We start from the raw sequence: 19,268 nt of genomic DNA, 5'->3' as shown, positions 1-19,268 counted from the left end.
GAGGCATCGTTGTTGGTGGTGCTATTACTAGACCAAAAGAGATTACAGAACGCTTTGTAGCAGGATTGAAATAGCATGCTAGAGAAGAGGTGTAATGTGAAAATTGATGTTATAAATCATATAGAGTCACCAGGACTAGCTGGGATGATTTGTAGACGGATTAACAATAGAATTTTAGTATATGGGGGTAGTTATTTCCCAAATAACGATCCGTTAAAGAGTCCAAAAGTCCAATCTAATAAAATTAGAGTTTATGATGAGAAATTTAATCTTCTATATGAACAAGATGGAAAAATTTCTCCAGATAAAGGAATTACAATTGAAGTTGAAAATGAAATCTTTTATATTCTAGGTTCAAGTATTTATCGTATTACAATTGGTGAAAGTGTAGAAGAAATCTGTCTCGGGGATTTTGATTTCCAACTAGAGAGTGGTTATGGTTGTTATTTTGATGGCCACTTATTCTTTGGATTTCAGGAAAGTTATCTGTTCAATATTGAGACTCGAGAGCTTTTAAAAAAATCCGACTTCCCAGTTTCTGGTAGAGGTCAAGGTTTATCAGTCAAATATCAAAATGAATTGTATTATTTAGGTGGAGCGAACAATAAAGCTTATTTAGATGGATACAAGTATATTTTTAAAAAAGATAAGTGGGAAAAACTTGAGTTCGGATTACCAAGTTCAGTTCTAGGAGCATCAAGTATACAAATAAATGAAAACGTTTTATTGATGCTTGGTGGCTTTAATGAAATTGTTTATAATAAAGCAGTTATTGATTTAGCAGCCCCTGGCTATAGGGAAGAATACTTTTCTAAAGGAAGAGATTTCTTTAATTGGAATCGCAGCTTGCGAATACTAGATTTAGAGACAGGTAAGGTCAAGATTGTTGCAAACGATGAGCGTTTTGCTCTTTGTGGGGCAGGTTTTCTAAAAGCTGACAATGGATATTACGTTGTTAGTGGGGAATGTAGCCCAGGAAGACGCACTTCTGATATACTTTTGTTAGAGGAGGAAAAATAACGAAGAGTTTAAATTTTTAATTTCTGCAATGCTTACTTAATCACAATAAATAATTACTTAATACAAATAAAGGAGAAATCTAATGAAAGATTTAACTAAGTACAAAGGCGTTATCCCTGCATTTTATGCTTGCTATGAAGAAAATGGTGAAATTAGCCAAGAACGTGTAAAATCTCTGGTGCAATATTTCATTGACAAAGGTGTAAAAGGTATCTATGTAAATGGTTCTTCAGGTGAATGTATTTACCAAAGTGTAGAAGACCGTAAACAAATTATTGAAGCTGTTATGGAAGTTGCTAAAGGTAAATTAACAGTTATTAACCATGTTGCATGTAATAATACGAAAGATAGTATTGAATTGGCAAAACATTCAGAAAGTGTTGGAGTCGATGCTATTGCAGCTATCCCACCTATTTACTTCAAATTGCCAGAATATTCAATCGCAGAATATTGGAATGCAATGAGTGAAGCTGCGCCAAATACAGATTTTATCATTTATAATATTCCACAATTGGCAGGGGTTGCGTTGACTGGTAGTTTGTATGCAACAATGCGTCAAAATCCTCGTGTGATTGGAGTTAAAAATTCTTCTATGCCTGTACAAGATATTCAAATGTTTGTAGCTGCAGGTGGAGAAGATTACATTGTATTCAATGGTCCAGATGAACAATATCTTGGTGGTCGCTTGATGGGAGCAGAAGCTGGTATTGGTGGTACTTATGGCGTTATGCCAGATTTGTTCTTGAAATTGGAAAGTTTGATTCAAGAACGAGATTTAGATACTGCTAAAAAACTTCAATATGCTATCAATGAAGTTATCTATAAGATGATATCAGGTAAGGCAAATATGTATGCTGTAGCAAAAGAGGTTTTGCGTCTAAATGAAAAACTTGATTTAGGTTCCGTTCGTCAACCCTTAGAAGCATTGGCAGAAGGTGACTTGGAAGTTGCAAAACAAGCAGCCGAACTTATTCAACAAGCACGAAAAGAATTTTTATAGTACCTAAATAAAATCAATATGGAGATATGTTATGGGCACAACAGGATTTACAATAATTGACTTAATTATCTTGATTGTTTATTTACTTGCGGTGTTGGTTGCAGGTATCTATTTCTCTAAAAAAGAGATGAAAGGAAAAGAGTTCTTTAAAGGAGATGGTTCGGTTCCTTGGTATGTTACTTCGGTATCCATTTTTGCCACAATGCTCAGTCCGGTTTCCTTCTTGGGACTCGCTGGTAACTCTTATGCAGGTAGCTGGATTTTATGGTTTGCTCAATTAGGGATGGTTGTAGCTATTCCACTGACAATTCGTTTTATCTTACCTATTTTTGCACGGATAGACATCGATACGGCATATGATTACTTGGATAAACGCTTTAATTCTAAAGCACTTCGTATTATTTCAGCACTCTTGTTTATTATTTATCAATTGGGACGTATGTCTATCATTATGTACCTCCCATCAGCTGGTTTATCAGTATTGACAGGAATTGACATCAATATTTTGATTACTTTGATGGGTGCAATTGCAATTGTTTATTCTTATACTGGTGGTCTAAAATCCGTATTATGGACAGACTTTATTCAAGGTGTGGTTCTGATTAGTGGTGTCGTTGTAGCTTTATTTGTACTGATGGCTAATATTAAAGGTGGCTTTGGTGCAGTAGCAGAAACATTAGCAAACGGGAAATTCCTTGCTGCAAATGAAAAACTTTTCGATCCTAACTTGCTTTCAAACTCCATCTTCTTAATTGTGATGGGTTCAGGCTTTACAATCTTGTCTTCCTATGCTTCATCTCAAGATTTGGTTCAACGTTTTACTACAACACAAAATATTAAGAAACTTAATAAAATGTTGTTCACAAATGGTGTCTTGTCACTTGCAATTGCAACAGTCTTTTACTTAATCGGTACAGGCTTGTACGTATTCTATCAAGTACAAAATGCAGGTAGTGCAGCTAGCAATATCCCTCAAGACCAAATCTTTATGTACTTTATTGCATACCAGTTACCAGTAGGTGTCACAGGTTTGATCTTGGCAGCGATTTATGCAGCAGCTCAATCAACTGTTTCAACAGGTTTGAACTCTGTTGCAACTTCATGGACATTGGATATTCAAGATGTCATTTCTAAAAATATGTCAGAGGATCGTCGTACGAAAATTGCACAATTCGTATCTCTAGCAGTAGGTTTATTCTCAATTGTTGTTTCCATTATCATGGCTCATTCAGATATTAAATCTGCATACGAATGGTTCAATAGTTTCATGGGACTTGTACTTGGTCTACTTGGTGGTGTATTTATTCTTGGTTTTGTTTCTAAAAAAGCAAATAAACAAGGTGCTTATGCAGCGCTGATTGTATCAACTATCGTCATGGTATTTATTAAATACTTCCTTCCTCCAACAGCTGTTAGCTACTGGGCATATTCATTGATTTCAATCTCTGCATCAGTAGTTTCAGGTTATATTGTATCTGTTCTTACTGGAAATAAAGTATCTGCACCTAAATATACAACGATTCATGATATTCCAGAAATTAAAGCGGATTCAAGTTGGGAAGTTCGTCACTAATAGAAAAGAGAAAATAATATGATTATTTCTGAACAATCTGATTTTAGACGATATGCTTCTGTCAATAAACATTTTTCAAAAGTCTGTGATTTTTTAGAAAATACAAATTTGACAGATTTAGTTGATGGAAAATTGATATTGATGGGGAAATGTTTTTGCAAATTGTATGATTTATCTAGCTGATGGAGTTCCAGGAGATATTTTTGAAACTCATAAGAAATCTTTAGATATTCATATTGTTGTTGAAAATACTGAAAAAATGGCAGTAACTTCCCCAGTTCGTGCCCAGTCACGTGTACCTTTTAGCGAAGAAAAGGATATTGCTTTTTACGATAGCAAAGACTATCAAATTGTTGAATTGCTTCCAGGGAATATGTTGGTGACTTTTGAAGAAGATCTTCACCAACCAAAGATTCATTGCAATGATGAGCCTGTTAAAAAACTTGTTATCAAAGTTTTAAACGAGGAAAAATAAAATGAAAAAAATATTAAACAATATGTAACCTTAGGTACTGTAGTGGTATTATCAGCATTTGTTGCTAACTCAGTTGCAGCTTAGGAGACTGAAACTTCTGAAGTATCAACACCAGAGTTGGTGCAACTTGTTGCACCAACGACTCCGATTTCGGAAGTACACCTAAATCGGGTAACTCTTCGGAAGTTACTGTACAACCTCGAACAGTCGAAACTACTGTTAAGGATCCATCTTCTGCAACGGAAGAAACTCCTGTCTTAGAAAAAAATAATGTTACTTTAACAGGGGGAGGAGAAAATGTTACTAATGAGTTAAAGGATAAATTTACTAGCGGTGACTTTGCTGTAGTGATTAAGTACAATTAGTCTAGTGAGAAAGGCTTACAAGCTCTGTTTGGAATATCTAATTCTAAACCCGGTCAACAAAATAGTTATGTAGATGTGTTCCTTAGAGACAATGGTGAATTGGGGATGGAAGCGCGTGATACTTCTTCCAATAAAAATCACCTAGTATCCAGACCTGCTTCAGTTTGGGGTAAGTACAAACAAGAAGCTGTGACTAACACTGTTGCAGTAGTAGCAGATTTAGTCAAAAAAACATATTCTTTATATGCAAATGGCACAAAAGTAGTAGAAAAGAAAGTGGATAACTTCTTAAACATAAAGGATATTAAAGGCATTGATTACTATATGCTTGGGGGAGTGAAACGTGCAGGAAAAACGGCGTTTGGTTTTAACGGAACACTAGAAAATATCAAATTCTTTAATAGTGCATTGGATGAAGAAACTGTTAAAAAGATGACAACAAACGTTGTTACTGGACATTTAATTTATACGGCTAATGATACAACAGGTTCTAACTATTTCCGTATTCCAGTTCTGTATACTTTTAGCAATGGTCGGGTATTTTCAAGCATTGACGCTCGTTACGGCGGAACTCATGATTTTTTGAATAAAATTAATATTGCTACAAGTTATAGTGATGATAATGGTAAGACATGGACTAAACCAAAATTAACATTGGCATTCGATGATTTTGCGCCAGTACCATTAGAATGGCCTCGTGATGTTGGTGGACGTGACTTACAAATCAGCGGTGGTGCAACCTATATTGACTCTGTTATTGTTGAAAAAAATAACAAACAAGTACTCATGTTTGCTGATGTGATGCCTGCTGGAGTAAGTTTTAGAGAAGCTACTAGAAAAGATTCAGGTTATAAATAAATTGATGGTAATTATTACCTTAAATTAAAGAAACAAGGTGATACTGATTAGAATTATACTATTCGTGAGAATGGTACTGTATACGACGATCGTACCAACAGACCAACTGAATTTTCAGTAGATAAAAATTTCGGTATTAAACAAAATGGTAATTATTTGACAGTAGAGAAATATTCGGTTTCATTTAAAAATAATAAAAAGACTGAATATCGTAATGGGACTCACGTCCATATGAATATCTTCTACAAAGATGCATTATTCAAAGTAGTGCCAACGAACTGTATTGCATATATTTCTAGCAATGATCATGGCGAATCTTGGTCTGCACCAACTTTATTACCTCCTATAATGGGACTTAATCGGAATGCGCCTTATTTGGGTCCTGGACGTGGAATCATTGAAAGCTCAACTGGACGTATTCTTATTCCGTCTTACACTGGTAAAGAGTCTGCGTTCATTTATAGTGACGATAATGGAGCATCTTGGAAAGTTAAAATTGTGCCACTTCCTCCTAGTTGGTCAGCAGAAGCACAATTTGTAGAATTGAGTCCAGGAGTAATTCAAGCATACATGCGTACAAATAATGGTAAAATTGCATATTTAACAAGTACAGACGCAGGTACTACTTGGAGTGCACCGGAATATTTGAAATTTGTTTCAAATCCAAGTTATGGAACACAATTATCAATCATCAATTATAGTTAATTGATTGATGGTGAAAAGGCTGTCATTTTAAGTACTCCAAACTCCACAAATGGTCGTAAACACGGGCAAATTTGGATTGGTCTAATTAATGATGATAATACAATTGATTGGCGTTATCATCACGACGTTGATTATAGTAACTATGGATACTCATATTCAACATTGACAGAGTTACCAAATCATGAAATTGGATTGATGTTTGAAAAATTTGATTCATGGTCTCGTAATGAACTTCATATGAAAAATGTTGTACCATATATAACATTTAAGATTGAAGATTTGAAAAAGAATTAAATCTGAAATTTAAAAATATATAGAAATAGGATAAAAATTATGGTAAATTACGGTATTGTTGGAGCTGGATATTTTGGAGCTGATTTGGCTCGCTCAATGAACAAAATTGAAGATGCAAAAGTGGTTGCGGTATTTGACCCAAATCATGGAGAAGAAGTTGCTCAAGAGTTGGGATCAGATGTTTGTGCAAGTTTAGATGAACTTGTAGCACGTGAAGATATTGATTGTGTGATCGTAGCTTCACCTAGCTATCTTCACCGTGAACCTGTTGTGAAAGCTGCTCAACATGGCAAACACGTATTTTGTGAAAAGCCAATTGCATTGTCTTATGAAGATTGTAAAGCCATGGTTGACGCATGTAAAGAAAATAATGTTATCTTTATGGCTGGTCACATCATGAACTTCTTTAATGGTGTACACCATGCTAAAGAATTGATTACTCAAGGTAAAATCGGTAAAGTTCTTTATTGCCATGCCGCTCGTACAGGTTGGGAAGAACAACAACCAACTGTATCATGGAAGAAACTTCGTTCTCAATCTGGAGGACATTTGTACCACCATATTCATGAATTAGATTGCATTCAGTTCATCATGGGAGGACTTCCTGAAAAAGCGACAATGGTAGGAGGCAATGTATATCATAAAGGTGAAAACTTTGGTGATGAAGATGATATGCTCATTGTCAACTTAGAATACTCTGATGATCGTTATGCTGTTTTGGAATATGGTAATGCTTTCCTTTGGGGTGAACACTACGTCTTGATTCAAGGAACTGAAGGAGCTATCAAACTTGACTTGTTCAATACTGGAGGTACTCTTCGTGTTAAAGGTGAAGGAGAATCACACTTCTTAGTTCATGAAACTCAAGAGGAAGATGATGATCGTACAGCTATCTATATCGGTCGTGGTATGGATGGAGCAATTGCGTACGGTAAACCAGGAGTACGTTGCCCATTATGGTTACAAACATGTATTGATAAAGAAATGGAATATCTACATGACATCATTAAAGGTGGAGAAATTACAGAAGAATATGAAAAACTTCTCAATGGTGTAGCTGCTTTAGAATCAATCGCTACCGCTGATGCATGTACTTTATCAGTTAAAGAAGATCGAAAAGTAAGTCTTTCAGAAATCACAAATGCTTAACTATTGTAAAACAGAATAGTAAATTCTTGTCATTATATAATTTCTAAAGTTCTGTGATACAACTTATTGAATAGACTTCCTGCGAAACAAAATATGGTATAATAGTTCTATGAATTATGAAGCAAGTAAACAACTAAATGATGCACAATTTAATCGTCTTGTTGGTGTTCAGCGCACGACTTTTGAAGAGATGTTAGCTGTATTAAAAATTAAACACGCAAAAGATGGATAAAAACCTAAATTAAGCCTAGAAGACCTTCTTATGGCCACTCTTCAATATGTGCGAGAATATCGAACTTATGAACAAATTGCGGCTGATTTTGCTATCCACGAAAGCAACTTAATCCGTCGGAGCCAATGGGTTGAAGTAACTCTTGTTCAAAGTGGTTTTACGCTTTCAAGAACTCACCTTAGTGCTGAGGACACGGTAATGATTGATGCGACGGAAGTAAAAATCCATCGCCCTAAAAAACAATTAGCGAATGATTCTGGTAAAAAGAAATGCCACGCTATGAAGGCTCAAGCGATTGTCACAAGTCAAGGGAGAATTGTTTCTTTGGATATCGCTGTGAACTATTATCATGATATGAAGTTGTTCAAAATGAGTCGCAGAAATATCGGACAAGCTGGTAAAATCTTGGCTGACAGTGGTTATCAAGGGCTCATGAAGCTATATCCTCAAGCGCAAACTCCACGTAAATCCAGCAAACTCAAGCCGCTAACAGCTGAAGATAAAGCCTGTAACCATGCGCTATCTAAGGAGAGAATCAAGGTTGAGAATATGTTTGCCAAAGTAAAAACGTTTAAAATGTTTTCAACAACCTATCGAAATCATTGTAAACGCTTCGGATTACGAATGAATTTGATTGCTGGCATTATCAATCATGAACTAGGATTCTAGTTTTGCAGGAAGTCTAATAAAGAAATAGAGATGGGACTGGGATAATGCCCAGTCCCATTTTTTATCAAAAAGTAATGAGATCAAAAATGTGGGAGTGATGAAATGAAGATTATAGGGATCGATATTGGCGGAACAACAATTAAGGCAGATTTATACGATGATTTTGGAACGAGTTTAAATCAGTTCAAAGAGATAGAAACAATTATTGACTATGATTTGGGAACGAACCAGATATTAAATCAGGTCTGTGATTTAATTGGTGAGTATATTTTAAATTATTCAATTGATGGTGTTGGGATTTCCACTGCTGGAGTTGTTAATGCTAATACAGGAGAAATCATCTATGCAGGCTATACAATACCAGGGTATATCGGAGTAAACTTTACTTCCGAAATAGAAAAACGTTTTGGGTTGTCTACTTTTGTTGAAAATGATGTTAATTGTGCTGAATTAGGTGAATTGTGGAAGGGACAAGCCAAAGATAAGAAAAATGTAGTAATGGTTACTATTGGAACAGGTATAGGAGGCAGTATTATTGTCAATGAACAAATTGTTAACGGATTTAAGATTTGGAGATAAAGTCGCTAAAGAAACTTTTGAAATTTTTGTAGAAAATCTAACAAAAGGTTTATTAACGATTTCTTATCTACTTAATACAGAAATTCTCATATTAGGAGGTGGGATTCTGGCTAAAAAGGATATTTTGTTACCTGAAATTCAAAGTTCTTTAGCTAAAAATGCAATGGATAATAGGTTTTTGCCTAAAAATGTTGTGGCAGCTACATTAGGAAATGAAGCTGGTCGTATAGGAGCTGTAAAAAATTTCTTAGATAGAGTTTCTAATAAATAGTGTAAAAGATAAGGAGGTGTCACAATGACTAGCTCTGTATTTTCGACAATGCAAGATATTGAGAATGTTGCAACCGATATTATAAAATCATATGATAATGAGATTTATACGTATAAAGCTGTCTCCCAAGAAGAATTGGAAAAACTAGAAAAAAGTTATGATGAAAAAAGTCACGAAGAATTAATTTCAATAGAAAGCAATTTAGAAATGAAACAACAGAACCTCATTGATGAGGTTAATAAAACAATCAAGGAAAATGATGCAAAGATTCAGTATATTTCATCAAGTAGGAGAGGAGAATTTGTAGAAAAAATTATTGGTAGGGTGGTAGAAAAATATGGCTATTAGTCAGATGAAAAGAATTTCTCTACTATTTACTAAGAGTAGTCTTGATGATGTTTTAAAAACTATTCAAGAACTAGAGTCAGTGCAGTTCCGTGATTTAAAGGTTCAGGATAACTGGCCAGAAGCTCTAGAAAAAGATGAGGTTGTATTTCCAACTATTCAAATTTCTCATACTTCTAATTCCAATCATGGGGTTATTGAAGGAAATGATGCCTTGACTTATTTGATGAATAAACAACAACATTTGGAAGCAACTGTAGAGAAATTACAAGAATACCTACCGAAAGAAAACACGTTTAAGTTATTACAGCAACCTCCGATAACAACCTTTTATGAAGAATTAGAAAAATTTGGTAAAGCTAATGTTGCTGAGGGTGTTCTTAAAAAAGTGAATCATCAAATAAACAGAGTTCATGAATTAGAAAGACACATTCAAAGTAATAATGAGGAAATAGAGAGATTAATAAAGTGGGAAAAATTAGAAATTATTCCTGCGTATTTAGAACAATTCTCTTTCTGTAAAGGAAAAGTCGGAACAATTCCAAGGACTGTAGATAATCGCTTATACAATAGTTTTTTAGAAAACAATGTTGAAGTTCAAGAAATATTTTCTAATGATAGAGAGTACGGTGTTGTTGTTTTCTATCAGTCCAGTTGCTCTATTGATTTTGATGAATACTTATTTGAACCATTTGATTATTCTAGAAAGGAATTACCGAAGCAGCGAGTAGTAGATTTGGATCAAAAAAACATGCAGTTAATAACTGAAAAAGAGAATATTATCGCATCGTTGCAAGATTCAAAGAAAAATTTGATAGATTTACAATGGCAAATAGACTATATTTTATCTATCTATGCTCGTCAAATCTCTAAGAATAATCTTTTGAGCACTCCGCATCTAGTTGCATTAGAAGGATGGATAGAAGAAACCCGTATTTTATATTTTATAAAAGTTATGGATGAGCGTTTTGGACATTCTATTTATATTTATGAATCTGAAACATTGACGGATAATCAAGATGAAATACCTATCAAATTAACGAATCATTCTTTAATTGAACCATTTGAATTATTGACAGAAATGTATGCTCTGCCCAAATATTATGAGAAAGATCCTACACCTGTATTAGCACCATTTTACTTTACATTTTTTGGAATGATGGTTGCTGATTTAGGCTATGGTTTACTATTGTTTTTAGGAACAATGTTAGCATTAAAAAATTTTCATCTACCTTCAGCGACTAAGAGATTTTTAAAATTCTTTAATATATTAGGGGTAGCCGTTGCAATTTGGGGTGGAATCTATGGCTCATTTTTTGGATATGAGTTGCCATTTCATCTGATATCTACAACCTCGGATGTCATGACTATATTAGTAGTGTCAGTTGTGTTTGGATTTATTACAGTATTTGTAGGTTTGTTAGCTTCAGGACTACAAAAAGTAAGAATGAAGAAATATGCAGAAGCATATAATTCAGGATTTGCGTGGTGTGTTATTCTGCTTGGCTTGTTATTTATTGCTGTCGGAATGTTGATGCCTGATATGAGACCGTTATTTGTATTAGGGAAATGGGTATCTATTTTTAATGCTGTGGGGATTTTGATTGTTTCTATTATTCAAGCCAAAAGCTTGTCAGGTATTGGAGCAGGATTGTTTAATCTATATAACATTTCATCTTATATAGGTGATTTAGTTAGTTTCACTCGATTGATGGCATTAGGATTATCTGGAGCAAGTATAGCATCAGCTTTCAATTTAATTGTTGGTTTGTTTCCGGGGACATTGGCTAAACTGACAATTGGATTAGTATTATTCATTCTTTTACATGCGATCAATATTTTTCTATCGTTACTATCAGGATATGTTCATGGAGCACGTCTGATATTTGTTGAATTTTTTGGTAAGTTTTATGAGGGTGGAGGAAAACCATTTCAACCTTTGAAGGCTTCTGAGAAATATATTAAGGTTATTACAAAGAATTAATGGAGGATATATATAATGGAACATTTAGCAACTTATTTTTCAACCTATGGAGGAGCTTTCTTTGCTGCATTGGGAATTGTATTGGCGGTTGGATTAAGCGGTATGGGGTCTGCTTATGGAGTTGGTAAGGCTGGGCAATCTGCCGCAGCTTTACTGAAAGAACAGCCAGAAAAATTTGCCTCAGCTTTGATATTGCAACTACTGCCCGGAACACAAGGATTATATGGTTTTGTTATTGGAATTTTGATTTGGTTGCAATTAACTCCAGAACTTCCTTTAGAAAAAGGCGTTGCTTATTTCTTTGTAGCTCTTCCAATTGCTATTGTAGGATACTTTTCGGCTAAGCATCAAGGAAATGTAGCAGTAGCGGGAATGCAAATATTGGCTAAAAGACCAAAAGAATTCATGAAGGGAGCAATTTTGGCTGCCATGGTAGAAACCTATGCAATTCTTGCCTTTGTCGTATCATTCATTTTGACCCTTCGTGTATAAGAAATTAATTTGCTATTCAAAGGAGGAGTCTAAATGAGCAATTTAGAAAACTTACGAGAGTCTGTTATTGAACAAGTTCATGAAAAAGGGCGTATGAAATTATTGGATTCCAAAAAGAAGATTGATGATGAATTTGAAATGCAAAAGTTGGTCATTGTAAAGAAAAAAGAAGCTGAACATGAACGAAAGTTAAAAGAATTACAACAGAAATATCAAATAATTTTTCAACAATTAAAAAATAAGGAACGCCAATCAACGTTAGTATCAAAACAGAAAATATTAAAAGAACTTTTTCAATCTGCTTTAATAGAAATGGAATCTTGGAGTGCAGATAAAGAAATGGAGTTCATCTATCGAATTCTGGAACGATATTCACAACAAGAGGTCATAGTAACTTTTGGGGAGCGGACTTTAGCTAAATTCAATTTGGAACAATTAGAGAAATTGAAATTCTCTTTTCCAAATCATTTATTTAGTGAACAGCCTATCTCAAATGAATCAGGCTTACTTATTTCAATAGGTAAAATTGATGATAACTATTTGTATAAAACATTAATTGGATCGATTTCTAAGGAAGAAAGTTCAAGTATCGCAAATCAAATTTTTATCAATTAAGGATGAAATTGGTTAATCCTTCTTAGAAATTTGGAGTATTCCAATATAATTAGAAAGGTATTTTATGGATACTAATCTTTTTTCAAAAATAAATACGACGATTTCGGTAAAAGAAAACGATTTTATTACAGAAGAAAAATTTCAAAAAATTATACAATCCAAAGATACGGAGACATTGGCATTTATCTTAGAAGCAACTCCCTATCATTTATCGATTGACGTTTTAGAAAATCCTAGTCAGACAGAGACTTCGCTAATGACAAAATTAGTCAATGATTATAGATGGGCCTATGCTGAAAGTCCGTCTGATAAAATTGTGACTTTATTTGCTTTACGATATGTTTATCATAATATCAAAGTTTTATTAAAATCTAAGGCGGCAATGAAGAAAGATTTTTCTAAATTATTAATTCCAATAGGGATTTTTGATATAGAAAGTTTAAAACATTTAGTTTCTTCCTTACATTCAGATACACTTCCTGATTTTATGGTTCATGAAGTAGAATCAATTTGGAATGAGTATGAAACTTTTAATAATATTCGTGTACTTGATGTCGGAGCTGATCTAGCATATTTTAAACATCTGAAACTTTTATCTAATGAGTTAGGTGAGGTGCTGTCTCAGGTTATTGTTGCAATGATTGACTTTTATAATATTATTACTGTAAAACGTGGTTTATCTCAAAATAAGAGTCATGGGGATATTTTACAATTACTTTCAGATGAAGGAAGTATTTCTGCTAAAGAATTTATATACATTGTAGAAAATCAAGAAATATTTGTGTGGTTCAATAAAATAAATCCAAGCTTAGATTCAATCTTTTCAACTTACGAATTGAAGATGCAGGACGCAACAATTTCATCTTCTGAGTTAGAATTTTTATGTGATTTACTATTGTATAAAACTTTAGATCAAGGAAGGTATAATGTAGATGGGCCGTTAGTTCTTGCTAGATATTTATTGGGATGTGAGTTTGAAGTAAAGAATCTTAGAATGATCATATCAGCTCTTCAAAATACAATTCCTTTTGAATCAATAAAAGAAAGGATACGCCCGCATTATGGAAGCTAATAAGTATAAAATTGGCATAATTGGTAGCCATGATATTATTTTACCCTTTAGCATGATTGGGTTTGATATATTTCCTGCCTATCAAGAACAAGAAGCTATAAATACTCTAAGAAAATTAGCTCAATCTGATTATGGTGTCATTTATATCACTGAAGACATTGCTTCAATGATATTAGATACAATTCGCCATTATGATTCTCAAGTTGTGCCTGCTATTATTTTATTACCGACTCATAAACAAGGTTTAAATTTAGGATTAAAACGTATAGAGGATAATGTAGAGAAAGCAGTAGGACACAATATTTTATAATAATGTACAAAATTGTCTGTAATATTATTCTATAATTTTTGGACTTAGTAAGGAGAATAACTTTGACTCAAGGGAAGATTATAAAAGTATCGGGACCTCTAGTTATTGCATCAGGTATGCAGGAGGCTAATATTCAAGATATTTGCCGTGTAGGTAAGCTAGGGTTAATCGGTGAAATTATTGAAATGAGAAGAGATCAGGCATCTATCCAAGTCTATGAAGAAACATCTGGTCTTGGTCCGGGAGAACCTGTTGTTACAACTGGAGAACCTCTATCGGTTGAATTAGGTCCAGGATTGATTTCTCAAATGTTTGATGGCATACAACGCCCATTAGATCGATTTAAATTGGCTACTCATAATGATTTTCTAGTTCGTGGGGTAGAAGTTCCAAGTTTGGATAGAGATATTAAGTGGCATTTTGATTCCACTATAACAATTGGTCAAAAAGTGAGTACGGGTGATATTCTTGGAACTGTCAAGGAAACCGAGGTAGTTAATCATAAAATTATGGTTCCTTATGGAGTATCTGGAGAAGTCGTTTCTATTGCATCTGGCGATTTTACAATTGATGAAGTTGTATATGAAATAAAAAAATTGGACGGTAGTTTCTATAAAGGAACGCTTATGCAAAAATGGCCTGTCCGCAAGGCGCGTCCTGTTTCTAAACGTTTAATTCCAGAAGAACCATTAATCACAGGTCAACGAGTTATTGATACATTCTTTCCAGTAACCAAAGGGGGAGCTGCAGCAGTTCCTGGACCGTTTGGAGCAGGAAAGACAGTTGTACAACACCAAGTAGCTAAATTTGCCAATGTTGATATTGTTATTTATGTCGGTTGTGGAGAACGTGGAAATGAAATGACGGATGTACTGAATGAGTTTCCTGAGTTGATTGACCCTAGTACCGGACAATCAATTATGCAACGGACAGTTCTGATTGCTAATACTTCAAATATGCCTGTTGCTGCTCGTGAGGCTTCAATTTATACAGGAATTACCATGGCTGAGTATTTTCGTGATATGGGCTACTCTGTAGCCATTATGGCTGATTCAACTTCACGTTGGGCAGAAGCGCTACGTGAAATGTCAGGACGTCTAGAAGAAATGCCTGGTGATGAGGGTTATCCTGCTTATCTGGGAAGTCGTATCGCTGAATATTATGAAAGAGCAGGACGTTCTCAGGTTCTAGGGCTTCCAGAACGTGAAGGAACGATTACTGCTATTGGAGCTGTATCGCCACCTGGTGGAGATATTTCAGAACCAGTTACTCAAAACACTTTACGGATTGTGAAAGTTTTTTGGGGGCTTGATGCTCCGTTGGCACAGCGACGTCATTTTCCTGCAATTAACTGGCTTACATCTTATTCACTATATAAAGACAGTGTGGGCACTTATATAGATGGTAAAGAGAAGACAGATTGGAATAGTAAAATAACTCGTGCGATGAACTACTTACAACGGGAATCTAGTTTAGAGGAAATTGTTCGTCTTGTTGGAATTGATTCTCTGTCTGATAATGAACGACTAACGATGGAAATTGCTAAACAAATTCGAGAAGATTATTTGCAACAGAACGCTTTTGATTCGGTAGATACATTCACTTCGTTTGCAAAACAAGAAGCAATGCTAAGTAATATCCTAACTTTTGCTGATCAGGCAAATCATGCTTTAGAGTTGGGTTCTTACTTTACAGAGATTATGGAAGGTACCGTGGCAGTTCGAGACCGTATGGCGAGAAGTAAATATGTTTCAGAAGATAGATTAGATGAAATCAAAATTATATCAAATGAGATTACACATCAAATTCATTTGATATTAGAAACAGGAGGTCTATAAATGAGTGTTATAAAAGAATACAGAACTGCTAGTGAAGTTGTTGGGCCTCTTATGATTGTTGAACAAGTAAATAATGTGTCTTACAATGAGTTAGTTGAAATTCAACTTCATAATGGAGAAATTCGTCGTGGACAAGTTTTAGAAATCCACGAAGATAAAGCAATGGTTCAGCTTTTTGAAGGATCTAGTGGAATAAATTTAGAAAAGTCTAAAATTCGTTTTGCTGGTCATGCATTAGAATTGGCTGTATCTGAGGATATGGTTGGTCGTATTTTTAATGGGATGGGAAAACCAATTGATGGTGGACCAGATTTAATTCCAGAGAAATATTTAGATATTGATGGTCAAGCTATTAATCCTGTATCTAGAGATTATCCAGATGAATTTATTCAGACAGGGATCTCCTCTATTGATCATTTGAATACTCTTGTACGTGGTCAAAAATTACCAGTATTTTCAGGTTCGGGCTTACCTCATAATGAATTAGCTGCTCAGATAGCAAGACAAGCGACTGTTTTAAATTCTGATGAAAATTTTGCGGTTGTATTTGCAGCAATGGGTATTACTTTTGAAGAAGCTGAGTTCTTTATGGAAGACCTCAGAAAAACAGGAGCGATCGATCGTTCAGTCTTATTTATGAACTTGGCAAATGATCCTGCAATTGAGCGTATTGCAACTCCCCGCATTGCTTTAACTGCGGCAGAGTATCTAGCTTTTGAAAAAGATATGCATGTTCTAGTTATCATGACGGATATGACTAACTATTGTGAAGCGTTACGTGAAGTCTCGGCAGCTCGCCGTGAAGTTCCAGGTAGACGAGGCTATCCGGGATATTTATATACAAATTTATCAACTCTATACGAAAGGGCTGGTCGCTTAGTTGGTAAAAAAGGTTCAGTGACACAGATTCCTATTTTAACAATGCCAGAAGATGACATAACACATCCAATTCCTGATTTAACTGGATACATTACTGAAGGGCAAATTATTTTGTCGCATGAGTTGTATAATCAAGGTTATCGTCCACCAATCAATGTTTTACCTTCTCTCTCTCGATTAAAAGATAAGGGATCTGGAGAAGGTAAAACTCGTGGAGATCATGCTCCAACTATGAATCAACTGTTTGCAACCTATGCTCAAGGGAAAAAGGTTGAAGAGTTAGCAGTAGTATTAGGAGAGTCGGCTTTATCTGATGTAGATAAATTGTATATGAGGTTTACAAAGCGCTTTGAAGAAGAGTACATCAACCAAGGATTTTATAAAAATCGAAATATAGAAGATACGTTGAATCTTGGGTGGGAATTACTATCAATTCTTCCTAGAACAGAGTTAAAACGTATCAAAGATGATTTGCTTGATAAATACTTACCTTTGGTAGAAGTTTAATCCAGAAATGGAGTGATTATCTATGGTACGTTTGAATGTAAAACCAACTCGTATGGAATTGAATAACTTAAAGGAACGTTTGAAAACAGCTGAACGTGGACATAAGTTATTAAAGGATAAAAGAGATGAATTGATGAGGCGATTTATTTCTTTGATTCGTGAGAATAATCAACTTCGGAAAGAAGTAGAAAGTTATCTAATTGATAATCTAAAATCCTTTGCAGTTGCTAAATCATTAAAGAATTCTCAAATGGTGGAGGAATTATTTTCAATTCCATCGAAAGAAATTGAATTATTTGTTGAGAAAGAAAATATCATGAGTGTAATAGTTCCTAGAATGTATATGAATATTACTTCTCAAAATGAGAACAGTGAATACAGCTATTTATCTTCTAATAGTGAAATGGATGATGTATTTGCTACAATGAATTGTTTAATTGATAAATTACTAAGACTGGCAGAAGTTGAAAAAACGTGTCAGTTAATGGCTGATGAAATAGAAAAAACACGTAGACGTGTAAATGGTTTAGAATATTCGATTATTCCAAACTTGTCAGAAACTATTCATTATATAGAATTGAAACTAGAGGAGGCAGAAAGAGCCAATTTAGTTCGGATTATGAAAGTGAAGTAGATCCTTTATTTAGATTATTAATTAGATGAACAAATATCAGCTTGGATAAGGCGCTAAGTCTTTCTAAGCCGTTTTTTAGTAATTCAATTCCTTTTTTTCAGTATGATAGTGGTATTATTTTAAGATACTTGAATTCTAACAATAATAACTTGAATTTTCAATATATAGTTCAACTTTTAATAGCATTTGTTATTATTTATTTCCCTTTGAGTCAACTATTACAGTTTTTGACACCTAATATTATTGTTCGTAGTATAGGAGGGGTGGTTGTTTCTATACTGCTTTCTATATTATATATGAGAGGAAGGACGAAATATGTTCTACGTAAATAGTTATGTTTTTGCTTATAAAAAAGAAGGTATAATGTATTTGCGTGGTCGGAGTATGCGGGAAATAGCTATAGAACCTCAAATTTCGCAAGAATTTATCAACGATCTATTTAATAGTTGTAAGGAACTATTAGAGATAGAAGAAGTATTAGGCAGTAAACTAACATTTGAACTATTAAATGAACAAATTTTAATTTCGGATGAGATAGATATTGATAGTAGATATTCTAGAACTAAAGGTTGCTATTCGTTATTTTATAATGAAGAGTATAATAAAATACAGAATAAAACAGTATTAGTATTAGGAGCAGGAGCCTTAGGATGTTATATATCTCTAAGTCTAAGTATGTATGGAGTGAGGAAACTTATTGTCGCTGATTACGATATAATAGAACCATCAAATTTAAATAGGCAAATTCTTTATACAGAGTCGGATGTTGGTAAGGAGAAGATTAATGTTCTTTCTGAAAAAATACACAAGTATAATTCAGATGTTCAGGTAGTACCTATTTCTATTAAAGTTTCTTCAGTAGAAGAATTAGAAAACATTGTTGCGGAATATGGGAGTATAGATTTTATCGTTAAAGCAATTGATACGCCCATTGATATTATAAAAATTGTCAATCAATTTGCTGTATCGCATAAGATATCCTACATATCAGGAGGGTTTAATGGATGCTATCTTATTATTGATAATATATATATCCCTACCATCGGTTCTTGCTTTGGTTGTCGGAATATAAACAAAGATATAAATAAGTACACTTTATCTGATAAGACAAAGTGGCCGACTACACCAGAGATGCCTGCTATTTTGGGAGGGATAATGACTAATTTAATAATTAAAATATTTCTGGGATGTTATAATGAAATCCTAATAGATAACGCTTACGTTTATAATATGAGAAATCATGCTCTAAGTCAAGAAAAATATGTTCTGGAAAACGGAGAATGTCCAATTTGTAAAAAAATAATAAAGTGAAAGATAACAATATTAGAGCGAAAACATTTATTCGTTCAGTTTGTTTTTGCTTATTATCAGGAGGAGTAGCTTTTTTATCTGCTATTGGGCA

The 19,268-nt window shown here is 34.1% G+C and carries 17 protein-coding genes and 4 pseudogenes; all 21 read left to right on the top strand.

Features of this window, described 5'->3' with window-relative positions; genetic code table 11:
• The first annotated feature begins 96 nt into the window (after window positions 1-96).
• The 21 genes and pseudogenes from HT708_RS07210 (at window position 97) to HT708_RS07125 (ending at window position 19,177) form a co-directional block, all read left to right on the top strand.
• On the top strand, window positions 97-1,020 hold the full coding sequence (locus HT708_RS07210) for a cyclically-permuted mutarotase family protein (RefSeq protein ID WP_023935712.1): 924 nt from the start codon (window positions 97-99) through the stop codon (window positions 1,018-1,020).
• 82 nt (window positions 1,021-1,102) lie between these two features.
• Entirely contained in the window at window positions 1,103-2,020 is a 918-nt protein-coding gene (locus HT708_RS07205) for an N-acetylneuraminate lyase (RefSeq protein ID WP_023935714.1), read from the top strand.
• 31 nt (window positions 2,021-2,051) lie between these two features.
• Window positions 2,052-3,593: a sodium:solute symporter gene (locus HT708_RS07200; RefSeq protein WP_172926195.1), complete on the top strand. Its 1,542-nt coding sequence runs from the start codon at window positions 2,052-2,054 to the stop codon at window positions 3,591-3,593.
• A gap of 18 nt (window positions 3,594-3,611) precedes the next feature.
• Window positions 3,612-4,068, top strand: a pseudogene (locus HT708_RS07195) (YhcH/YjgK/YiaL family protein).
• Window positions 4,069-4,457: 389 nt separating this feature from the next.
• Window positions 4,458-5,291 (top strand): sialidase domain-containing protein, encoded by an 834-nt coding sequence (locus HT708_RS11865; protein ID WP_226372468.1) that lies wholly within the window; start codon window positions 4,458-4,460, stop codon window positions 5,289-5,291.
• 156 nt (window positions 5,292-5,447) lie between these two features.
• Entirely contained in the window at window positions 5,448-5,996 is a 549-nt protein-coding gene (locus HT708_RS11860) for an exo-alpha-sialidase (RefSeq protein WP_023935718.1), read from the top strand.
• Complete coding sequence (locus tag HT708_RS11855) at window positions 5,997-6,290, top strand: hypothetical protein (protein WP_023935720.1); 294 nt, start codon at window positions 5,997-5,999, stop codon at window positions 6,288-6,290.
• A 39-nt stretch (window positions 6,291-6,329) separates the two neighbouring features.
• Window positions 6,330-7,439 carry a Gfo/Idh/MocA family oxidoreductase gene (locus HT708_RS07185; protein WP_172926194.1) on the top strand — a complete coding sequence of 370 codons (1,110 nt, stop codon included), beginning with the start codon at window positions 6,330-6,332 and terminating at the stop codon, window positions 7,437-7,439.
• 109 nt (window positions 7,440-7,548) lie between these two features.
• Window positions 7,549-8,340, top strand: a pseudogene (locus HT708_RS07180) (IS5 family transposase).
• Between the two features lie 102 nt (window positions 8,341-8,442).
• Window positions 8,443-9,190 (top strand): annotated as a pseudogene (locus tag HT708_RS07175) (ROK family protein).
• Window positions 9,191-9,214: 24 nt separating this feature from the next.
• Entirely contained in the window at window positions 9,215-9,538 is a 324-nt protein-coding gene (locus tag HT708_RS07170; RefSeq protein ID WP_023935724.1) for a hypothetical protein, read from the top strand.
• Window positions 9,528-11,519: a V-type ATP synthase subunit I gene (locus HT708_RS07165; protein ID WP_172926193.1), complete on the top strand. Its 1,992-nt coding sequence runs from the start codon at window positions 9,528-9,530 to the stop codon at window positions 11,517-11,519. The genes HT708_RS07170 and HT708_RS07165 overlap by 11 nt, the downstream gene beginning before the upstream one ends.
• 15 nt (window positions 11,520-11,534) lie before the next feature.
• Window positions 11,535-12,011: a V-type ATP synthase subunit K gene (locus HT708_RS07160; protein WP_000400484.1), complete on the top strand. Its 477-nt coding sequence runs from the start codon at window positions 11,535-11,537 to the stop codon at window positions 12,009-12,011.
• A gap of 33 nt (window positions 12,012-12,044) precedes the next feature.
• Window positions 12,045-12,626, top strand: coding sequence for a hypothetical protein (locus HT708_RS07155; RefSeq protein ID WP_172926192.1), 582 nt, complete (start codon window positions 12,045-12,047; stop codon window positions 12,624-12,626).
• 64 nt (window positions 12,627-12,690) lie between these two features.
• A complete protein-coding gene (locus tag HT708_RS07150) occupies window positions 12,691-13,698 on the top strand; it encodes a V-type ATPase subunit (protein WP_138705170.1) in 1,008 nt (335 codons plus the stop codon).
• Window positions 13,688-14,008 carry a V-type ATP synthase subunit F gene (locus HT708_RS07145; RefSeq protein WP_000387939.1) on the top strand — a complete coding sequence of 107 codons (321 nt, stop codon included), beginning with the start codon at window positions 13,688-13,690 and terminating at the stop codon, window positions 14,006-14,008. Before HT708_RS07150 ends, HT708_RS07145 begins: the two co-directional genes overlap by 11 nt.
• Before the next feature lie 62 nt (window positions 14,009-14,070).
• On the top strand, window positions 14,071-15,846 hold the full coding sequence (locus HT708_RS07140; RefSeq protein ID WP_138705169.1) for a V-type ATP synthase subunit A: 1,776 nt from the start codon (window positions 14,071-14,073) through the stop codon (window positions 15,844-15,846).
• A complete protein-coding gene (locus HT708_RS07135; RefSeq protein WP_023935738.1) occupies window positions 15,847-17,232 on the top strand; it encodes a V-type ATP synthase subunit B in 1,386 nt (461 codons plus the stop codon).
• A 22-nt stretch (window positions 17,233-17,254) separates the two neighbouring features.
• On the top strand, window positions 17,255-17,866 hold the full coding sequence (locus tag HT708_RS07130; protein ID WP_023935741.1) for a V-type ATP synthase subunit D: 612 nt from the start codon (window positions 17,255-17,257) through the stop codon (window positions 17,864-17,866).
• A gap of 80 nt (window positions 17,867-17,946) precedes the next feature.
• Window positions 17,947-18,198 (top strand): annotated as a pseudogene (locus HT708_RS11850) (hypothetical protein); the annotation flags it as partial.
• A complete protein-coding gene (locus tag HT708_RS07125; protein ID WP_172926191.1) occupies window positions 18,182-19,177 on the top strand; it encodes a ThiF family adenylyltransferase in 996 nt (331 codons plus the stop codon). The pseudogene HT708_RS11850 and the gene HT708_RS07125, both read left to right, overlap by 17 nt.
• Window positions 19,178-19,268 lie beyond the last annotated feature (91 nt).

Source organism: Streptococcus sp. 3613 (assembly GCF_013277375.1).
GTDB lineage: Bacteria > Bacillota > Bacilli > Lactobacillales > Streptococcaceae > Streptococcus > Streptococcus pseudopneumoniae.
This window is presented reverse-complemented; position numbering and strand designations above follow the sequence as displayed.